The organism is Rathayibacter sp. AY1G1, from assembly GCF_002932095.1.
In the GTDB taxonomy this organism is placed as follows: Bacteria; Actinomycetota; Actinomycetes; order Actinomycetales; family Microbacteriaceae; genus Rathayibacter.
The window spans coordinates 17070-35458 of sequence record NZ_PSUZ01000031.1 but is presented as its reverse complement, the minus strand read 5'-3'; the positions used below and the strand labels follow the sequence as shown (position 1 = coordinate 35458).

The window sequence follows — 18389 nt, the reverse complement described above, 5'->3', positions numbered from 1 at the left end:
CTACCTCCCGGCCGTCCTATCCTGAGGGCGTGCCCGTGATCCGAGTCGCCATCGCCGACTCCGTCGTCGACCACCCAGGCGTCGAGCCAGCGCTCCCCCGGAGTGCCGGAGTCGCGGGTGTCGAGATGCACCCGCACCGATCGGGCACCGGAGTGCTTGGAGACGTTGGCGAGCAGCTCGGCGACGACGAAGTAGACGCTGCGCTCGACCTCGGGCGGCACGTCCGCCACGGGGTGCTCGGTGAGGACCTCGACCGGCACCGGGCTGAGCTCGGCGAGCGAGTGCACCGCCGCCTCGAAGCCCCGGTCCTGCAGGATCGGCGGCGCCACTCCGCGGGAGAGGGCGCGCAGCTCGTCGAGCGCGGCGCGCACGTGCTCGCGAGCCTCGTCGACCAGGCGGGCGGCGGACTCCGGGTCGGCGGCGAGTCGGTTGCGGGCCGAGGCCAGGTCCATCTGCACCCGGATCAGGCGCTGCTGCGGGCCGTCGTGGATGTCGCGCTCGAGCCGGCGCAGCGCGCGGTCCTCGGCGGCGACGGCTGCGCCGCGGGAAGCGCTCAGCTCGGCGACCTCTCGCTGGAGCGCCTCCGACTCCCACGGGCCGAGCAGGAGACGGTCGACCAGCCAGTGCAGGAGGGAGAGGCCGCGGGTGGCGAACGGCAGGGTCGAGACGAAGAGGACGGTTGTGGCGACCGTCGCCGCGGCGACCAGTCCCGCCGGAGGCTGCGGGGCGCCCAGCAGAGCGGCCCCGCTCTCGGCCAGCAGGCGGGCCGGACCGGGGGCCCCCGTGAGCGCGGCGGCCACCGTGCCCGGGCCCGCCCAGGTCCACAGCGCCAGGAGCAGTCCTGACAGCAGCGCGAGCACCGGAGCCACGACGAGCGTGTGCAGGAGAGCGAGCCAGTAGTGCCCGTCGATCACCGGACCGTAGAGGGCGAAGGTCGACGGAGTGACGGAGGAGGGCGGTCGCCGCCACTGCGGCCGGGGGACGGCGGGCCGTCCGGCCAGCACGTCGAGGCCGACGGCGGCCCGCGAGAAGAAGCGCGCCGTGTAGAGGGCGGCAGGCAGGAACACCAGGCCGATCAGGACTCCGACGAGCCCGAGCGCGACGGCCAGCGCGACGCCGGCGCAGAAGGCGCCGAGGAGCGCGACCGGGATCGCGGCCACCAGCGCGACCACCTCCCGGGGCAGTCCGCGCCAGAGCCGGAGGTAGGCGCGCGAGGCCTCGCCGAGGGCCGTCGATGCTCCGCTCATCCGCGCCTCCTGTCCGCTCCCGCCGCCGCCGCGACCCGGTCGAGCGTACCGGCGGCACGGCTCCGGGCACCCGGGGGGAAGCCCCCGTGACGCCCCTCCGCGACCGAGGTGAGCCTGTCCTTCACCGGACTGAGCCGAGCCTGCGCTTCCTTGCGGCGCCGAGGGATCTGCGTACTGTTGACGATCAGTCACCCCTCTCGAAAGGACCAGACGATGTCCACCACGTCCGTCACGTCGCTCACCTCGTCGAACCCGGATGTCGCATCCGGAGTCGCCCAGTTCCTCAGCCCCGTCGTCGTCGAGATGACCGCGCTCGCCGTCAACGGCAAGCAGGCGCACTGGCACGTCCGCGGCGCCAACTTCATCGGCGTCCACGAGCTGCTCGACGCGATCGTCGGCCGCGCCATCGAGTGGGCCGACCTCGCCGCGGAGCGCGTCGTCGCCCTCGGCCTCCCGGTCGACGCCCGCATCCAGACCGTCGCCTCGGCGACGCAGTCCGAACCCCTCACCCCCGGCTTCCAGCGCTCCGAGAACGCGATCGTCGAGATCATCCGCCAGATGGACGTCGCCATCGCGACCGTCAACACGGCGATCGCCGAGCTCGCCGAGATCGACGCGAGCAGCCAGGACGTCGCGATCGAGATCGGCCGCGGCCTCGAGAAGGACCGCTGGTTCCTCTTCGCCCACGTCAGCGAGAGCTGAGCACCACGCCTCGACCGGCCCGCGGATCCTCGGATCCCGCGGGCCGTCGTCGTTCCCCGGCCCGTCCGCGCGATCCGGAGCAGCCGGAGTCGCGACGGGCGCGGGTCAACCGCCGTGCGTGAAGCGGCCCGCCAGGAGGGTCGCGGCGACCGGCATGGATCGGAGGGCTCCTGCATCGGCGGCGAGCGGATCGCGGTCGACCACCACCAGATCGGCGGGATCGCCGGCCGCGGGCGTGAGCCGGCGCACCCGGGTCGAGGCGACGATCGCCTCCTCGACGCTCACCCGCTGCTCCGGATGCCAGGGCTCGTCGCCCGGCAGCGCCCGCGCGACCGCGGCCGAGATCGCGACCCACGGGTCGAGCGGAGCGACCGGAGCGTCCGAGCCGAGCACCACGCGGGCCCCGGAGTCGAGCAGCGAGCGCAGCGGGAACGCCCGGCCGGTGCGTCCCGGCCAGTACCGCTCCGCCACCTCGCGGTCGTCGAGCGCGTGCGCGGGCTGCACTCCGGCCTCCACGCCGAGCGCGGCGAACCGCGGAAGGTCGGTCTCCGCGAGCAGCTGAGCGTGCTCGATCCGGCCCCCGCCGACCCGGCCGAGCGCGTCCAGAGCCAGCGTCGCCGCGGCGTCTCCGATCGCGTGCACGGTGGAGCGGATGCCCCCGGCGGCCGCGCGGGCGAGCAGCTCGTCCAGCTCGGCGGGCTCCACGGTGAGGACGCCGTTGCCGTCGTGGTCGGCGTAGGGGTGGGCGCAGTAGGCGGTCCTCGTGTTGAGGGAGCCGTCGATCAGGACCTTGAGCGGGCCCATCCGCAGCAGGCCGTCACCGCCGTCGAGTTCGTCGCCAGTGCGCAGTCCCTCCGCGAGGGCGCGGTCGAGGTGGTCGCGGTAGACGCCGGTGTCGACGCGGAGGGAGCGTGCTCCGCCAGCGACGCGACGGGGCCAGTCCCCCACATTCCAGCGCATCTCGAGGTCGACGACGCCGACCACCCCGCGAGCCGCAGCCCGCCGCGCCGCAGCGTCGGCGAGTGCGTCGAGCTCGTCGTCGCCGAGGGCGCCGAGTGCGGTGACGAGCTCGAAGCAGGCGTCCTCGCGCAGCAGCTCGGGCTCGGGAGCGACGGCGTAGCGCCGGTACGCGGCGGAGTTCAGCCAGGCGCAGTGCAGGTCGCCGCTGATCAGCACGACGGGCCGCTCCGGAGAGACCTCGTCCAGGAGCGCGGTCGTCGGCGGCTCCGGCCAGAGGCCGTCGCGGAAGCCGAAGCCGATCAGCGTGCCGGTACCGGGCTCCTCCGCCAGGCGACGTCGGACCGCGTCCGCCGTTCCGCGGGCCGAGTCGGCTGACGAGACGTCCAGGCGCGGGGCCGTCATCGCCCACTGGGAGAAGTGGACGTGCTCGTCCCAGAGGCCGGGGAGCACCCAGCGCCCGTCGAGGTCGCGCACCTCGTCGCCCGGGGCGGCGGCGGCGTCCGGTCCGACCGCTTCCACGCGGCCGTCGCGCAGGAGCACGGCACCGGGTCGGGACGAGCCGAGGAGGCGGGCGCCCCGGAGCAGGAGACCGCCGGTCATCGGGCGGCCTCGCGGAGCGCGGGGCGGACGGCTCGGCGGGTGCGCGACCGGGCCGACCGCTCTCCACCCGCGCTCACGACTGGCACACCGGGCACCAGTAGAGCTTGCGCGCGCCGATCTCCTCGAGCAGCACGTTCGTGCCGCAGACGCGGCAGGGCAGGCCCTCGCGCTTGTAGACGTAGTTGCGCTCGGCGCGGCTGCGGACGGCTTTCGAGCGCTCGGTCTTCGTCAGGCCGCGGCGCGTGATCATCATCCCGGTCCGGATGCCGTCCTCGAGCAGGTCCGCCCAGTCCCGCCACAGCTCCTGTGCGAGCTCCAGCGGCACCTGCTTGCCGGGAGTGTGCGGGTCGAGGCCGGCGCGGTAGAGCAGCTCCGCGCGGTAGATGTTGCCGATGCCACTGACCACGGACTGGTCCATCAGCACCAGCCCGACCGGCGTCGCCGTCCTGCGGAGCCGGTTCACGAAGCGGTCGCGCGCCTCGTCGGAGTCGTCGTCGGCCGGATCCGGACCGAGGCGGGCGAGGAGGGCCTCCACCTGGGCGGGATCCATCACCTCGCAGGCGGTGGGGCCGCGCAGGTCGGCGACCGTCTCCTCCGTCATGATGCGCACGCGCACCGCGCCCACGGGCGGCGGCGGGAACTCGTCGAGATCGGAGTCGGTCTCGTGCTCCGTCTCGGAGAGGCGCACGGCGCGGCGGCGCCGGGGAGCGCCGATGCTGCCGCCCGCCTTGCCGTCCGGGAACAGCGGCGAGACGTGCCCGAGGAAGTCCCACGCACCGTAGAGGCCGAGGTGGACGTGCAACGTCAGGTCGCCCTCGAAGCGCAGCAGCAGGTGCTTGCCGACGGCCGTGGACTCGAGGACCTCGCGCCCGTCGAGGAGCGCGGCTCCCTCGGTGAAGCGACCCTGGGGGCTGCTGGTCGCGACGCGGTGCCCGACGACGTCGCGCTCGAACTGCAGGGCGATCCGGTGGACGGAGTGCCCCTCGGGCACTCAGCGCTCCTTCGCGGCGGAGTCGACGACCCGGCCGGCGATGTCGCCGGTGGCCTCGTACTCGGCGAGCTGCGCGATGCGGCGCACGTGCCGCTCCTCGAAGGTGAAGGGCTCGGCGACGAACGCGTCGATGAAGCCGGTGGCCTCCTCGACGGAGTGCTGGCGGGCCCCGATCGAGATGACGTTCGCGTCGTTGTGCTGGCGGGCCAGCACGGCGGTGCTCAGATTCCACACGAGCGCCGCGCGCACGCCCGCGACCTTGTTCGCCGCGATCTGCTCGCCGTTGCCCGAGCCGCCGAAGACGACGCCGAGAGCCTCGACCCCCGCCTCCTGATCGCGGACGACCGCGGCGGCGGCGTTGATGCAGAAGGACGGGTAGTCGTCCAGCGGGTCGTAGGACGTGGGGCCGTGGTCGATCACGTCATGACCGGCGGCGCCGAGGTGCTCGATCAGGTGACGGCTGAAGTCCAGCCCTGCGTGGTCCGTGGCGATGTGGATGCGCACGAGAGAACTCCTCCGGAAGAGCCGTCTGGGACCCGCGGTGCCCGGGCCGGGAGCCAGAGTACCGCGGGTCGGCTCAGTCGAACTGCGGGTCGCGGGTCCGCGAGCGCTTGAGCTCGAAGAAGCCGTCGAAGGAGGCGGCGGCGACGATGCCGTCCCAGAGGGTCAGCGCCTGCTCGCCCCTCGGGATCGGCGAGATGACGGGGCCGAAGAAGGCGACGTCGCCGATCGCGATGACCGGGGTGCCGACGTCCTGGCCGACCCGCTCGATCCCGTCGAAGTGGGAGGCGCGCATCGGCTCGTCGTACTCGTCCGAGTCGGCGTGGGCGGCGAGCTCCGCGGGCAGGCCGAGCTCGGCGAGCGACTCGGCGATCACCGCGTCGACGTCGGTGCGCCCGCCCGGGTGGATCCGGGTGCCGAGCGCGTCGTAGAGCGGCTTGACGTGCTCGCGGCCCTCGCGCTCGGCGACGGCGGCGACCAGGCGCGTGTAGCGCAGCGCGCGCGGGAGGAAGGCGCGGTACGAGTCGTCCACGTCCTTGTCCTCGTTGAGGACGGCGAGGCTCATGATGTGCCACTGCACGTCGAGGTCGCGCGCGGGGGTCACCTCGTCCACGAATCGCGAGGTCATCCAGGCCCACGGGCAGGAGGGGTCGAACCAGAAGTCCACAGAGGTCATGGGGACACGCTACGCCGCTCGCCGGGGCCGCGTCCGCGCTCCCCGGCGGCTCCGCAGGATCGGCGCCACGGGGCTCCACGGCGGGTCCCGGCAGCTCTAGGGTGGATCGGCGGCGCCCGCACCCCGGCGCCCGCGGCAGCGCCCGAGACGAACGGATGGAGCACCCCCGTGCCAGGAGACAACCTCACCCGGAGCGAGGCGCAGGAGCGCGCCTCGCTGATCCAGGTCCACGACTACGACATCGCCCTCGACCTGACCCGGGGAGCCGAGACCTTCCTCAGCACCACCACGGTGCGCTTCTCCGCCACCGAGGGCGCCTCGAGCTTCATCGACGCCGTCACGGGCACGGTCCACTCCGTCACCCTCAACGGCGCGGAGCTCGACCCCGCCGACGTCGCCGACGGCGTCCGGATCCGCCTCGACTCCCTGGCTGCGGACAACGAGCTCACCGTCGTCGCCGACATGCTCTACACCAACACGGGCGAGGGCCTGCACCGCTTCGTCGACCCCGTCGACGGCGAGGTGTACCTGTACTCGCAGTTCGAGGTGCCCGACTCCCGCCGCGTCTTCGCGGTGTTCGAGCAGCCGGACCTCAAGGCCGAGTTCCGCTTCACCGTCACCGCACCCGCGCAGTGGCAGGTCGTGTCGAACCAGCCCACTCCCGAGCCGGTCCCGGCGGGCGAGGGGATCGCGACCTGGAGCTTCGAGCCCACCCCGCGCATCTCCTCCTACATCACGGCCCTCGTCGCCGGACCCTACGTGGTCGAGACCGACTCGCTCGTCTCCTCCGACGGCCGCACCATCCCGCTGGGGGTCTTCGCCCGGGCCTCGCTCGCGCCCTTCCTCGACGCCGACTACGTGTTCGAGAAGACGAAGCAGGGCTTCGCCTTCTACGAGGAGAAGTTCGGCGTCCCGTACCCGTTCGCGAAGTACGACCAGCTGTTCGTCCCCGAGTTCAACGCCGGCGCGATGGAGAACGCGGGAGCGGTGACCTTCACCGAGACCTACGTGTTCCGCTCCAAGGTGACGGACGCGATCAAGGAGCGCCGGGTCGTCACGATCCTCCACGAGCTCGCCCACATGTGGTTCGGCGACCTGGTCACGATGAAGTGGTGGAACGACCTCTGGCTCAACGAGTCGTTCGCCGAGTACGCCTCCACCCTCGCCACCGCGGAGGCGACGGAGTGGACCGAGGCGTGGACCACCTTCGCCGCGATGGAGAAGAGCTGGGCCTACCGCCAGGACCAGCTGCCCTCGACCCACCCGATCGTCGCGACCATCAACGATCTCGAGGACGTCCAGGTCAACTTCGACGGCATCACCTACGCCAAGGGCGCCTCGGTGCTCAAGCAGCTCGTCGCGTGGGTCGGCGAGAGGGAGTTCCTCGCCGGCGTCCACGAGTACTTCGTGAAGCACGCCTTCTCGAACACGGAGCTGCGCGACCTGCTGGTCGAGCTGGAGGCCACCAGCGGGCGCGACCTCACCGAGTGGTCGGCGCAGTGGCTCGAGACGGCCGGCGTGAACACGCTCCGCCCCGAGATCGCGGTCGACGAGAGCGGAGCGATCGCGTCCTTCGCGATCCTGCAGACCGCGGTCGAGGAGTACCCGACGATCCGCCCGCACCGCCTGGCGATCGGCCTGTACGACTTCGAGGGCGAGCGCCTCGTCCGCGTCGAGCGCCTCGAGCTGGACGTCGACGGGGAGCGCACCGAGGTGCCCGAGCTGATCGGCCGCACCCGTCCGGCGCTCGTGCTGCTCAACGACGACGACCTCGCCTACGCGAAGGTCCGCCTCGACGACGCCTCGCTCGCCGTGGCCGTCGAGCACCTCGCGAGCATCGACAGCCCCCTGGCCCGCTCGCTGGTCTGGGGCTCGGTCTGGGACTCGACCCGCGACGCCGAGTCGGCGCCGCGCGACTTCGTCCGCCTCGTCCTGGGCAACGTCGCGACCGAGACAGAGTCCACGACCCTGCGGACGGTGCTCAACCAGCTCGTCGCCACCGCCACCCAGTACGTCGCTCCGGAGTACCGGGCCGAGGTCCTCGAGGAGGCGGGCGATCAGCTGTGGACGCTCGCGCAGGGCGCCGAGCCGGGCAGCGACGCGCAGTTCCAGTTCGTGAAGTTCTTCGCCGCGATCGCGTCCACCCCGGCGCACCTCGAGGCCGTGCAGGCACTGCTCGACGGCTCCACCGCTCTTGACGGCCTCGACATCGACACCGACCTCGGCTGGGAGCTGCTGATCGCTCTCGTCGCCGGCGGGCGTGCGGGCGCTGACGACATCGACGCGGCGCTCGCCTCGGACAACACGGCGACCGGCCAGCAGTCGGCCGCGCACGCCCGTGCCGCACTGCCGACCGCGGAGGCGAAGCGCGCGGCCTGGGACTCCGTCACGGCCGACGACTCGGCCCCGAACACGATCGTCCGCTCGACGGGCCTGGGCTTCCAGCGCTCCGCCGACCCGCGCCTGCTCGACGCGATGGTCCCGGTCTACTTCGACGCCCTCCGCTCCCTCTGGGAGTCGAAGAGCTACAAGATCGCCGAGTACCTGGTCGTCGGCTTCTACCCGGCCGCCGCGCCCTCGCAGGAGATCGTCGACTCCACCCGCGCCTGGCTCGACGCGAACCCGGAGGTCCCGGCGCTGCGCCGACTCGTGATCGAGAACCTGGCCGGCGTGGAGCGTGCGCTCCGCGCCCAGGAGCGCGACACCCGGGGCTGACAGTGAGCCGCCCGGTCCCCCGGCGCTCGGCGCTGCGGGACCGGGCGGCTGTCCCCTCTCCCGGCGCCTAGCGCTGCGGGACCGAGCGGCGCTCCGGCCCGTCGTAGGCGGACAGCGGCCGGATGAGCGCGTTCGAGCCCCGCTGCTCGATCACGTGGGCCGTCCAGCCCACCACCCGCGCGGCGACGAACAGCGGAGTGAAGATCCCGGTGTCGAAGCCCATCAGCCGGTAGGCGGGGCCGGACGGGTAGTCGAGGTTCGGCAGGATCCCCGTCCGCTCGGCCATCGCCGCGGCCAGGGCGTCGTACAGCTCCATCATCTCGCCGGCCCCCTCGTGCTCGGCGAGCCGCCGGAGAGCGGCGTCCATGGTCGGCACCCGCGAGTCGCCCGACTTGTAGACCCGGTGGCCGAACCCCATGACCTTCCGGCGCTGCCTGAGCGCCTCGGCGAGCCACTCGCGGGACCGCCGGTCCGCCTCCGGTCCGGTGCCGACCTCGTCGAGCACGTGCAGCACGGCCTCGTTCGCCCCGCCGTGGAGCGGTCCCTTGAGCGCTCCGACGGCGGCGGTCACGGCGGAGTGGACGTCCGACAGCGTCGACGTCACGACGCGGGCCGTGAAGGTCGAGGCGTTGAAGGAGTGCTCGGCGTAGAGCACCAGCGAGACGCGGAACGCGTCGACGACGACCGGCTCCGGCACCTCGCCGAAGGTCGTCCAGAGGAAGTTCTCGGAGTAGTCGAGGTCGTCGCGCGGCTCGATCGGCTCGAGGCCGCGCAGGCGGCGCTGGGCGTAGGCGACGATCGCCGGCAGTGCCGCCCAGAGCCGCACGGAGCGCTCCAGCACGGCCTCGGGAGCGTCGGCATCCGGATCCTCCTCGAGCGCGCCCAGGACGCTCACCGCCGTCCGCACGACGTCCATCGGGTGCGCCGACAGCGGCAGCAGGTCGATCACGGTGCGCACCTCGGGGGCCAGGGCGCGGTGGGCCCGCTCCACGGCGGCCAGCCCGGCCGTCTCCTCCGCAGTGGGGAGCTCGCCGTGCCAGAGCAGCCAGGCCACGTCCTCGAACGAGGTCCCCGCCGCGAGCTCCTGCACGGGGTAGCCGCGGTAGAGCAGCGAGTTCGACGCCGGGTCGACCTTCGAGACGGCCGTCGTGTCGACGACGACCCCCACGAGTCCTTTGCGGATGTCCTGATCGGTCGTGCTCATCCTTCGCTCCTTCGCGAGAGGCGGGCGGCGGCGCCGGGGAGCGCCGCCGGTTCATGCGGGTCGGCGCGCTCAGGCGCCGTAGTGGTCGGCGAGCGAGAAGTCGAAGACGCCCTCGTCGAAGCGGCTGTACGAGGCGTAGTCGAGGAGCTCGTAGAGCTCGGCGCGCGTCTGCATGCCCGGGACCTCCGAGCGGAGCGAGCCCTCCGCCTTGAGGGCGTCGAGTGCCCGCATCGCGGCGCCCATCGCGATCCGGAGCAGCGAGACCGGGTGGATCACGACGTTCACGCCGACGTCGGCGAGCTGCTGCGCGGTGAACAGCTCGCTCTTGCCGAACTCGGTCATGTTGGCGAGGATCGGCACGTCGATCGCGGCGCGCACGGCCTCGAACTCGGACAGGTCGCGCATCGCCTCGGGGAACACCGCGTCTGCTCCGGCGTCGACGAGGCGCTTGGCGCGGTCGATCGCGGCCGGCAGGCCGTCGAGGGCGCGGATGTCGGTGCGGGCCATGATCACCAAATCGGAGTCGCGGCGCGCGTCGACGGCCGCCGCGATCCTCCGCACCGAGGTCGCCTCGTCGACGACCGCCTTGCCGTCGAGGTGCCCGCAGCGCTTGGGGTTCACCTGGTCCTCGATGTGCAGCCCCGCGACTCCGGCGTCCTCGAGCATCTGCACCGTCCGCGCGACGTTCAGCGGCTCGCCGAAGCCGGTGTCCGCGTCGACGAGGACCGGCAGGTCGGTCAGGCGCGCGATCTGCTGCGAGCGGCCGGCCACCTCGCTGAGCGTGGTGAGCCCGATGTCCGGCAGCCCCAGCTCGGCCGAGAGCACGGCGCCCGAGACGTAGATCCCGTCGAAGCCCTTCGCCTCGATGAGGCGCGCGGAGAGCGGAGTGAACGCGCCGGGCAGCTGCAGCAGCTCGCCCGAGGCGAGGCGCTCGCGGAAGAGGCGGCGCTTCTCGGCGGGAGTCCGGGTGGAGTGGAGCATCGGGCGTCCTTCCCAGGGCGGTGGCCGGGTCCGAGCGGACCCGCCTCGAATCTATACGCGCTCGGGGCTCGTGCACCCGTCTCGGAGGGAGGCGTCCCGTAGCCTGGAGCGGTCATGCTGCTTCTTCAGACCTCCACCCCGGATCCTGTCGCCGCCACCGTCTCCTTCTTCGAGTCCGAGCCCTTCTGGAAGGTGGTCGCGATCCTCGGGATCGTGCTGGGCGCGCTGCTGATGCGCGTCATCGCCCACTTCGTGATCGGCCGCGTCGTCGACCAGATCGTGTCGGGAGTGAAGCGCCGCCAGCGCGTCGAGGACACCCAGTCGATCGCCGCGTCGCCGCTCGCGGCCGTGCGGGTGGTGCAGCGCACGCGCACGCTCGGGTCGATCCTCAACAACCTGAGCTCGATCCTGATCGTCGTCATCGCCCTGGTCATGATCGTGACGACGATCGACAAGGACCTCATCGGCTCCTTCGCCCTGCTGACGGCCGCCCTCGGCGCGGGCCTCGGCTTCGGCGCGCAGAACATCGTCAAGGACGTCCTCAACGGGCTGTTCATGGTCGCGGAGGACCAGCTCGGGGTCGGCGACGTCGTCGACACCGGGCAGGCGACGGGCGTGGTCGAGTCGGTCGGCGTCCGGGTGACGCAGATCCGCGACGTCAACGGCACCCTCTGGTTCGTCCGCAACGGCGAGATCGTCCGGGTCGGGAACATGTCGCAGGGCTGGTCGCGCGTCATCGTCGACCTGGCCGTGCCCTACGAGACGGACCTCGAGCAGGTGCAGTCCACGGTCCTCGCGACAGCGAACGAGCTGGCGGCGAGCAGTCGCTGGCGGGCCCGGATCATCGACAAGCCCGAGCTCTGGGGCCTGGAGTCCATCGCCGACGACGCCCTGGTCATCCGGGTCGTGGTCAAGACCCGCACCACTGCCAAGGACGACGTCGCCCGCGAGCTGCGCCTGCGCCTGAAGAAGTCGCTCGACGCGCTCGACGTGAAGCTCCCCTCGCTGGCCACCGTCGTCCTCGAGGGCTTCGAGGGGGCGACGAGCGTCGGAGGCGCCAAGCCGCCGCGGACCACGCCCTCCCCCACGATCAGCACCGAGCACGGCAAGCCCGTGCGGCTCCCCCGCGCGCTGCGGCGCGGGAGCGGGACGCCGCCCCAGGACGGCGGCAGCACCTCCGGCCCGACGGGAGCGCGCTCGTGAGCGGCCTGCAGATCGGCGGCACGCCTCCGCTGCGCAGCTTCTGGGAGCACATCGGCGGCCGGCCGACGTTCGAGCGCCTGGTCCGCCGCTTCTACGAGGGCGTCCGCGAGGACGAGGTCCTCTGGCCGATGTACCCCGAGCACGACCTCGAGGACGCGATCCAGCGGCTGACCGGCTTCCTCGAGCAGTACTGGGGCGGCCCGGGCACCTACAGCGAGGAGCGCGGCCACCCGCGCCTGCGGATGCGGCACCAGCCGTTCCGGATCAACCCCGAGGCCCGCGACCACTGGCTCCAGCACATGCGGACGGCCGTCGACGATCTCGAGCTCGCTCCGGCCGACGACGCCCTGCTCTGGGACTACCTGGAGCGCGCCGCCCACGCGATGGTGAACACCTTCGAGGAGTAGCCGCTCAGCCCGGGGTGCGGACCAGCACGTGTCCGCGCCGTGAGGTGAGGCGGCGCCAGGCGCCGCTCTCGAGCAGGGCGACCGGGTCGTCGGCGCCGAGGAACCCGAGCGCGAAGAGGGCGAACGCCGCTCCCGCCGGGACGTCCTCGAGGCCGTCGAGCGGGCGGCCCCAGACGCTCGACCGCACGCGGCCGACGATCTGCTCGCCCGTCTCGGAGCCGACGGCCGCCGCGATCTCGTCGATCCCCTCGCGCGCGACGCGCTCCAGGAAGCCCGGGTCCACGGGCTCGCGCCGGGTCCAGCCGCCGCGGGGCGGGGAGACGCCCGCCCAGGGCCCCGCCGTCGCGTCGTCGCCGTCGGGCAGGACGACCGGCTTGCCGTCCGCTCCGCCCGGCTCCCACTGCAGGCGGGCGAGGCGGTCCGACAGCGCACGGATCGGCACGACCCGGTCGAAGCCGGCGGGCTCGTCGAGCGCGAAGACGCGCAGGCCCAGCACGGTCGCGGAGCGGTCGAGCAGACCGCGGGGCTGGAGGATCGGCGTGTAGGCGGCCAGCACGTGGTCGTCGGCGAGGAGCCGGACCGCACCGTCCTCGACCCGGGCCGAACGGCCGAGGAAGACGCGCAGATCCGACAGGCTGGGCGGATCCGCCAGGGAGAAGGACGAACTCATCGCGTCGATAAACTTACCCGAGGCCGCTCGCCCGACCGCCCGACACCCCGGAGGTACCGTGCCCGATCCCCTGTCCTCGTTCCTCACCGCGCTCGACCTGACGGACACCGGCGCCCGCACCAGCGAGGACATCTCGACGGGTCCCTCGCAGTGGATGCCCGAGGGGCGGGTCTTCGGCGGCCAGGTCCTCGCGCAGTCGCTCATCGCGGCCGGTCGCACCGTAGAGGGGCGCTCCGTGCACTCGATGCACGGGTACTTCCTCCGCCCCGGAGACGTCTCCCTGCCGATCACGTTCTCGGTCGACCGGATCCACGACGGGCGCTCCTTCTGCACCCGTCGGACGCAGGCCTACCAGAACGGACGCCCCATCCTCTCGATGATCGCCTCGTTCCAGACCGAGGACGAGGGCCTCGACCACCAGGCGCCGATGCCGGAGGGGATCCCCGACCCGGAGTCGCTGCCGAGCACCGCCGAGATCCTCGCGGGGGTCGACCACCCGGTCGGCAGCTTCTGGGCCACGCAGCGCCCCTTCGACGTGCGGCACGTCGAGCAGCCGGTGTACCTCCGGGCCGACCCCGAGCGGGTCGCGCACCAGAGCGTGTGGATGCGCTCGCTCGGACCGCTGCCGGACGATCCGATGCTGCACCGCGCCGCCCTCGCCTACGCGAGCGACTACACGATCCTCGAATCCACGCTCCGCCGACACGGTGCGGCCTGGACGACGCCCGGCCTGCGGATCGCGAGTCTCGACCACGCGATGTGGTGGCACCGCCCCGCGCGCGTGGACCAGTGGCTCCTCTACGTGCAGGAGGCGCCGAGCGCGTCCGGCGGACGCGGGCTCTCGCTCGGGCGCATCTACACGCAGGAGGGCGTGCTCGTGGCGAGCGTCGCCCAGGAGGGCATGGTCCGCGTCCCCCTGGGCTGAGCTCAGCCCCGCTTCGAGAAGGTGATGGGCTCCTCGACGTAGGGTCCCCACGCCTCGCGGAGCTCCTCCGGGATGCGCTGGGGCCTGCCCGTCGCGGCCGTCACCAGCACCAATGTGGTGGCCGCCTTCGTGAAGAGCACCCGCGGGACGACACCGGCGGGCGAGTAGAGCTCGTAGCAGACCTCGAGGCTCGCCCCGCCGATCCGCCCGATCCACAGCTCCACGTCGATCGGCGCGCGCATGTACGGTATCGGCGCGAGGTACTCGATCTCCTGCCGGGCGATGAGGCTGATCGACTCGGCGCCCGGCCGTGCGTCGAGCACCGCCGTCGCCATCCCGCCGGGCTGCGGCGAGTCCGGCTTCCAGAACGCCTGGATGCGCGCCTCCTCGAGCAGGCGCAGCATCTCGGCGTTGTTCACGTGCGCGTAGGCGTCGAAGTCCGACCAGCGCAGCGGGATGGCGACGTGCAGGCGCATCAGTCGCGGGTGAGCTTGCGGTACGCGGAGCGGTGCGGCTTCGCCGCGTCCGGGCCGAGGCGCTCGATCTTGTTCTCCTCGTAGGCCTCGAAGTTGCCCTCGAACCAGTACCAGTTGGCCGGATCCTCCTCGGTGCCCTCGTAGGCGAGGATGTGGGTCGCGATCCGGTCGAGGAACCACCGGTCGTGCGTGATCACCACGGCGCAGCCCGGGAACTCGAGGAGCGCGTTCTCGAGGCTGCCCAGGGTCTCGACGTCGAGGTCGTTGGTGGGCTCGTCGAGCAGGAGCAGGTTGCCGCCCTGCTTGAGCGTCAGCGCGAGGTTGAGGCGGTTCCGCTCGCCACCGGAGAGGACGCCGGCCTTCTTCTGCTGGTCCGGGCCCTTGAAGCCGAACTGCGAGACGTAGGCGCGGGAGGGGATCTCGGTCTTCCCGACGGTGATGTAGTCGTGCCCGTCGGAGACGACCTCCCACAGGTTCTTCTGCGGGTCGATGCCGCCGCGGCTCTGGTCGACGTAGGAGATGTCGACCGTCTCGCCGATCTTCAGGTCGCCCGAGTCGAGCGGCTCGAAGCCCACGATCGTCTTGAAGAGCGTGGTCTTGCCGACGCCGTTCGGGCCGATGACGCCGACGATGCCGTTGCGGGGCAGCGTGAAGCTGAGGTCGTCGATGAGGACGCGCTCGCCGAACTGCTTGTGCAGCTTCTTCGCGTCGATGACCTGGGAGCCCAGACGGGGGCCCACCGGGATGACGATCTCCTCGAAGTCGAGCACGCGCGTCTTCTCGGCCTCGGCCGCCATCTCCTCGTAGCGCGCCAGGCGCGCCTTCGACTTGGCCTGACGGCCCTTGGCGTTGCTGCGCACCCAGTCGAGCTCGGTGGTGAGCCGCTTGGCGAGCTTGGCGTCCTTCTTGCCCTGGACCTCCAGGCGGGCGCTCTTCTTCTCGAGGTACGTCGAGTAGTTGCCCTCGTAGGGGTAGAGGTGTCCGCGATCGACCTCGGCGATCCACTCCGCGACGTTGTCGAGGAAGTACCGGTCGTGGGTGACGGCGAGCACGGCGCCGGGGTACTTCGAGAGGAACTGCTCGAGCCAGAGCACGCTCTCGGCGTCGAGGTGGTTGGTGGGCTCGTCGAGCAGCAGCAGGTCGGGCTTCTGCAGGAGGAGCTTGGTGAGCGCCACGCGGCGCTTCTCGCCACCCGAGAGGTTGGTGACGAGGGAGTCCCCCGGCGGGGTGCGCAGCGCGTCCATCGCCTGCTCCAGCTGCGAGTCCAGGTCCCAGGCGTCGGCGGCGTCGATCGCCTCCTGCAGGGTCCCCATCTCGGCGAGGAGGCTGTCGAAGTCGGCGTCCGGGTCGGCCATCGCGAGGGAGATCTCGTTGAAGCGGTCGATCTTGCCCTTGATCTCGCCCACGCCCTCCTGGACGTTCTCGAGCACCGTCTTGGTCTCGTCGAGCTCGGGCTCCTGCATCAGGATGCCGACGGTGTAGCCCGGGCTGAGCCGCGCCTCGCCGTTGCTCGGCGTGTCCAGCCCCGCCATGATCTTCAGGATCGTCGACTTGCCGGCGCCGTTGGGCCCGACCACGCCGATCTTCGCTCCCGGCAGGAACGACATGGTGACGTCGTCCAGGATCAGCTTGTCGCCGACCGCCTTCCGCGCGCGCACCATCGAGTAGATGTATTCAGCCATGCCCAGTCCTCAAGTCCGTCGGTCTGCGCGGAGTCGGGTCGCCCGCCGGTCCCCTGCTCCGCGCGGAGGCGCTGACGGAGGCTCGGACCGGGGCGGGACGCCGGGCCCCGGCCGACGCGGAGCGCAGGCCGCGGGACCGTCCGCACCAGTCGAGGATAACGGGAACTCGCCGGTCCGCGTCGGAGGGAGCGCCTGAACGCGGACCGCCCTCCGCTCCGGCCGGGCCGGTGGGGAGGGCGGATCGCGTCAGCGGACGACGGTGCGGATCAGCTGCAGGGCGTCAGGCGCTCCACCGCCTCGGACAGCGTGTCCGTGCTGCCGAGCAGGATCACCTGCGTCGCCTTGGACGCGGTGATGTCGGCGAGGACCGCCCGGGGCACGCAGGTGGGCTGGACCGCGAAGAGCGGGCTCCCGGTGTAGCCCGCCGCCGTGGCTCCGGCCAGGGCGTCGGGGAACTTCTCACCGGTCGCGAGGTAGACGGTATTCGCCGAGGTGAAGGCCGCCTTGTTCAGCTTCTCCGAGGTGTCGTACCGGTCGGTCCCGCCGATGCGGGTGATCACCGGGCCCGTGATCGAGCGCTCGATGCCGGCGCTGACCGAGAGCGAGGAGCCCGCGATGGTCAGCGTCCTGATCTTGAGGCCGCTGATGATCTGCTGGGTGAGGGGGTCCACCGTGGAGCCGGTTCCGTTGGTCAGCACCACCGGAGCGTCCTTCGCGCCGGCCGCGGCGCTGGCGCTCAGAGCGTCGGGGAACTTCTCGCCCGTCGCCAGCCAGGCCCTCGAGGAGCCGGTGGGGAAGGCGTACTGCAGGATCTTCTTCGAGGTGTCGTAGCGGTCGACTCCGCCGAGGCGCGTGATGTTCCTGTTCGTCGCGTACCCGGCCAGGTCGTTGTAGACCTGGCTGCCGACGCTGAGCTCGGAGCCGACGACGACGATCTTCGCGGGCTTGAGACGCGTCAGCTCGGTGCGGACGACCTGGCTCATCGAGTCGCGGTCGACCAGGAGCAGCGGCCCGCTCGCCTTGGCCGCGGCGGGTCCGGCGCTGAGCGCGTCCGGGAAGTTCTGCCCAGTGGCGACGTAGACGACGGGGACGTTCGCCGGGAAGGTGCGCTTGGACACCTCGACCGCGGTGCCCTGACGGTCGGTGCCCGAGATGCGCGAGACGGCCGGCGAGCCGGCGGGCGGGGCGGTCGGCGTTGCGGTCGGCGTGGGCGTGACCGGAGGAGTGGTCGGGGTCGGCGTGACCGGCGGGGTGGTCGCGGTGGCCGTCGGGGTCGGCGTGACCGGCGGGGTGGTCGCGGTGGCCGTCGGGGTCGGCGTGACCGGCGGGGTGGTGGCTCCGCTTCCCGTCACACGGACCGCGGCGTCCGACGTGATGGTCGCTCCGCGGGGCTGCTCCACCCTGCCGTTGCTGATGCCGGTGACCTGGAGCAGGCTGCTCACGCGGTCCTTATAGGCGTCGTAGGCGCTGGACGGGATCGTCACGGTGACCTTGGACTGATCGTTGTCCGCGACCACCTGGGCGGGGATCCGCTCGGTCCTGCTGGGACCGACGTAGGCGGCGAGCCCCTGGAGGTCGTAGAAGCCTTCCCGGTTGGACTCGAGGACGACGGTGTCGCCGCCCTTGACCTCCACGACGTCGACGTACTTCTTGTACGCGAAGTACGCGGCGCTCCGCTGCAGCGTCTGCGCGGTCCCGCTGAGGTCGACCCCGCCGACGCCGCCGCTGCCGGAGGCTCCGGCGACGGAGAGGGTCGCCGACGTGGTCAGCTCGTAGCCGCTGTCGACCGGCTGGCCGATCGGCTCCTCGGGGTTCTTGATCGGCTGCTTCTGCGCAGTGATCTGCAGAGCGACGGTTCCACTGCCGAACGAGGCGAGGGGCTGCTTCAGGTCGATGCGGAAGCTGCGACTTCCGGACGCGAGGGTCGCCGACCCGGCGAGGTCGTAGTCCCCGATGGCCCAGTTGTAGGTCGTGAACGCCGGGTACGGTCCCGTCGGCCGAGCGGAGTCGGAAAGCGTGACGTCGAGCCCGGTGACGTCGCCCGCGACGGCAGCGGTCTGGGCGGCCGAGAAGGTCTCCGTCGTCGACCAGTTATAGGGACTGACCTGCGCGGACAGACGCTCCTGCTCGGCGGCGGCCGCTCCGGCTCCTGTCGTCACTCCGAGGACGACGGCTGCCGTGCTCGCGACCGCGATGGCGGCGCGCCTCCACCTCGCTCGCGTCGTCGTCTGCGGTCGGGATGTGGTCATGGCGAGTTCCCCCTCGTCGTGGTCCTCGTGCCGAGCACTCCTGTCGGCACGTCCGTCGCGGTGCCCGCGCTGGGGCCCACGTGTCGGTCAGGGCAGCCTAACCGTGCGGAGCGGCGTCCCGGGGAGGGGAGGGCGCCGCCGACCACCGGGATCGTCGACCGGTCCGCTCGCACGAGGCTGTGCTCACGCTCGGATCCGCA

Annotated in this window: 16 protein-coding genes; 5 read left to right on the top strand and 11 right to left on the bottom strand. The window is 72.2% G+C overall.

The window, feature by feature from the left end; all coding sequences use genetic code 11:
* On the bottom strand, window positions 1-1247 hold a 1247-nt coding region (locus C5C36_RS15190), incomplete at its 3' end, for a histidine kinase (protein WP_104309999.1).
* Between the two features lie 213 nt (window positions 1248-1460).
* Here C5C36_RS15190 and C5C36_RS15185 point away from each other — a divergent pair.
* Window positions 1461-1949 carry a Dps family protein gene (locus C5C36_RS15185; protein WP_104226731.1) on the top strand — a complete coding sequence of 163 codons (489 nt, stop codon included), beginning with the start codon at window positions 1461-1463 and terminating at the stop codon, window positions 1947-1949.
* A gap of 105 nt (window positions 1950-2054) precedes the next feature.
* Here C5C36_RS15185 and C5C36_RS15180 read toward each other — a convergent pair whose 3' ends face one another.
* The 4 genes from C5C36_RS15180 to C5C36_RS15165 all read right to left on the bottom strand — a co-directional run bounded on the left by C5C36_RS15180 (window position 2055) and on the right by C5C36_RS15165 (window position 5677).
* On the bottom strand, window positions 2055-3509 hold the full coding sequence (locus C5C36_RS15180) for an amidohydrolase (protein ID WP_104226732.1): 1455 nt from the start codon (window positions 3507-3509) through the stop codon (window positions 2055-2057).
* 73 nt (window positions 3510-3582) lie between these two features.
* Window positions 3583-4500, bottom strand: coding sequence for an Fpg/Nei family DNA glycosylase (locus tag C5C36_RS15175; RefSeq protein WP_104309998.1), 918 nt, complete (start codon window positions 4498-4500; stop codon window positions 3583-3585).
* Entirely contained in the window at window positions 4501-5004 is a 504-nt protein-coding gene (locus C5C36_RS15170; protein WP_104223700.1) for a ribose-5-phosphate isomerase, read from the bottom strand.
* A 73-nt stretch (window positions 5005-5077) separates the two neighbouring features.
* Window positions 5078-5677, bottom strand: a complete 600-nt coding sequence (locus C5C36_RS15165) for a DsbA family protein (protein WP_104223701.1) — start codon at window positions 5675-5677, stop codon at window positions 5078-5080.
* Window positions 5678-5845: 168 nt separating this feature from the next.
* On the opposite strand from C5C36_RS15165, the gene pepN reads away from it, so the two are divergent.
* Complete coding sequence (gene pepN, locus C5C36_RS15160) at window positions 5846-8392, top strand: aminopeptidase N (RefSeq protein WP_104309997.1); 2547 nt, start codon at window positions 5846-5848, stop codon at window positions 8390-8392.
* Between the two features lie 67 nt (window positions 8393-8459).
* On the opposite strand, the gene C5C36_RS15155 is transcribed toward pepN, so the two are convergent.
* Window positions 8460-9596, bottom strand: coding sequence for a bifunctional 2-methylcitrate synthase/citrate synthase (locus C5C36_RS15155; RefSeq protein ID WP_104309996.1), 1137 nt, complete (start codon window positions 9594-9596; stop codon window positions 8460-8462).
* A gap of 69 nt (window positions 9597-9665) precedes the next feature.
* A complete protein-coding gene (gene prpB / locus C5C36_RS15150; RefSeq protein ID WP_104223704.1) occupies window positions 9666-10577 on the bottom strand; it encodes a methylisocitrate lyase in 912 nt (303 codons plus the stop codon).
* A gap of 114 nt (window positions 10578-10691) precedes the next feature.
* Between prpB and C5C36_RS15145 the strand changes: the two genes are divergently transcribed.
* Both C5C36_RS15145 and C5C36_RS15140 read left to right on the top strand, forming a co-directional pair.
* Entirely contained in the window at window positions 10692-11780 is a 1089-nt protein-coding gene (locus C5C36_RS15145) for a mechanosensitive ion channel family protein (protein ID WP_104261282.1), read from the top strand.
* Window positions 11777-12187: a globin gene (locus tag C5C36_RS15140; RefSeq protein ID WP_374954354.1), complete on the top strand. Its 411-nt coding sequence runs from the start codon at window positions 11777-11779 to the stop codon at window positions 12185-12187. The genes C5C36_RS15145 and C5C36_RS15140 overlap by 4 nt, the downstream gene beginning before the upstream one ends.
* 4 nt (window positions 12188-12191) lie before the next feature.
* On the opposite strand, the gene C5C36_RS15135 is transcribed toward C5C36_RS15140, so the two are convergent.
* Window positions 12192-12857: a hypothetical protein gene (locus C5C36_RS15135; RefSeq protein WP_104247302.1), complete on the bottom strand. Its 666-nt coding sequence runs from the start codon at window positions 12855-12857 to the stop codon at window positions 12192-12194.
* A gap of 58 nt (window positions 12858-12915) precedes the next feature.
* Between C5C36_RS15135 and C5C36_RS15130 the strand changes: the two genes are divergently transcribed.
* Window positions 12916-13782 (top strand): acyl-CoA thioesterase II, encoded by an 867-nt coding sequence (locus tag C5C36_RS15130; protein ID WP_244230637.1) that lies wholly within the window; start codon window positions 12916-12918, stop codon window positions 13780-13782.
* A gap of 2 nt (window positions 13783-13784) precedes the next feature.
* Here the strand turns inward: C5C36_RS15130 and C5C36_RS15125 are convergent, their stop codons facing one another.
* The 3 genes from C5C36_RS15125 to C5C36_RS15115 all read right to left on the bottom strand — a co-directional run bounded on the left by C5C36_RS15125 (window position 13785) and on the right by C5C36_RS15115 (window position 18189).
* Complete coding sequence (locus C5C36_RS15125; RefSeq protein WP_104223707.1) at window positions 13785-14258, bottom strand: thioesterase family protein; 474 nt, start codon at window positions 14256-14258, stop codon at window positions 13785-13787.
* The gene (gene ettA, locus C5C36_RS15120) at window positions 14258-15940 is read right to left on the bottom strand and encodes an energy-dependent translational throttle protein EttA (RefSeq protein ID WP_104223708.1); all 1683 of its coding nucleotides are present in this window, start codon (window positions 15938-15940) and stop codon (window positions 14258-14260) included. The genes C5C36_RS15125 and ettA overlap by 1 nt, the downstream gene beginning before the upstream one ends.
* A 266-nt stretch (window positions 15941-16206) precedes the next feature.
* Window positions 16207-18189 carry a cell wall-binding repeat-containing protein gene (locus tag C5C36_RS15115; RefSeq protein WP_104309995.1) on the bottom strand — a complete coding sequence of 661 codons (1983 nt, stop codon included), beginning with the start codon at window positions 18187-18189 and terminating at the stop codon, window positions 16207-16209.
* Window positions 18190-18389 lie beyond the last annotated feature (200 nt).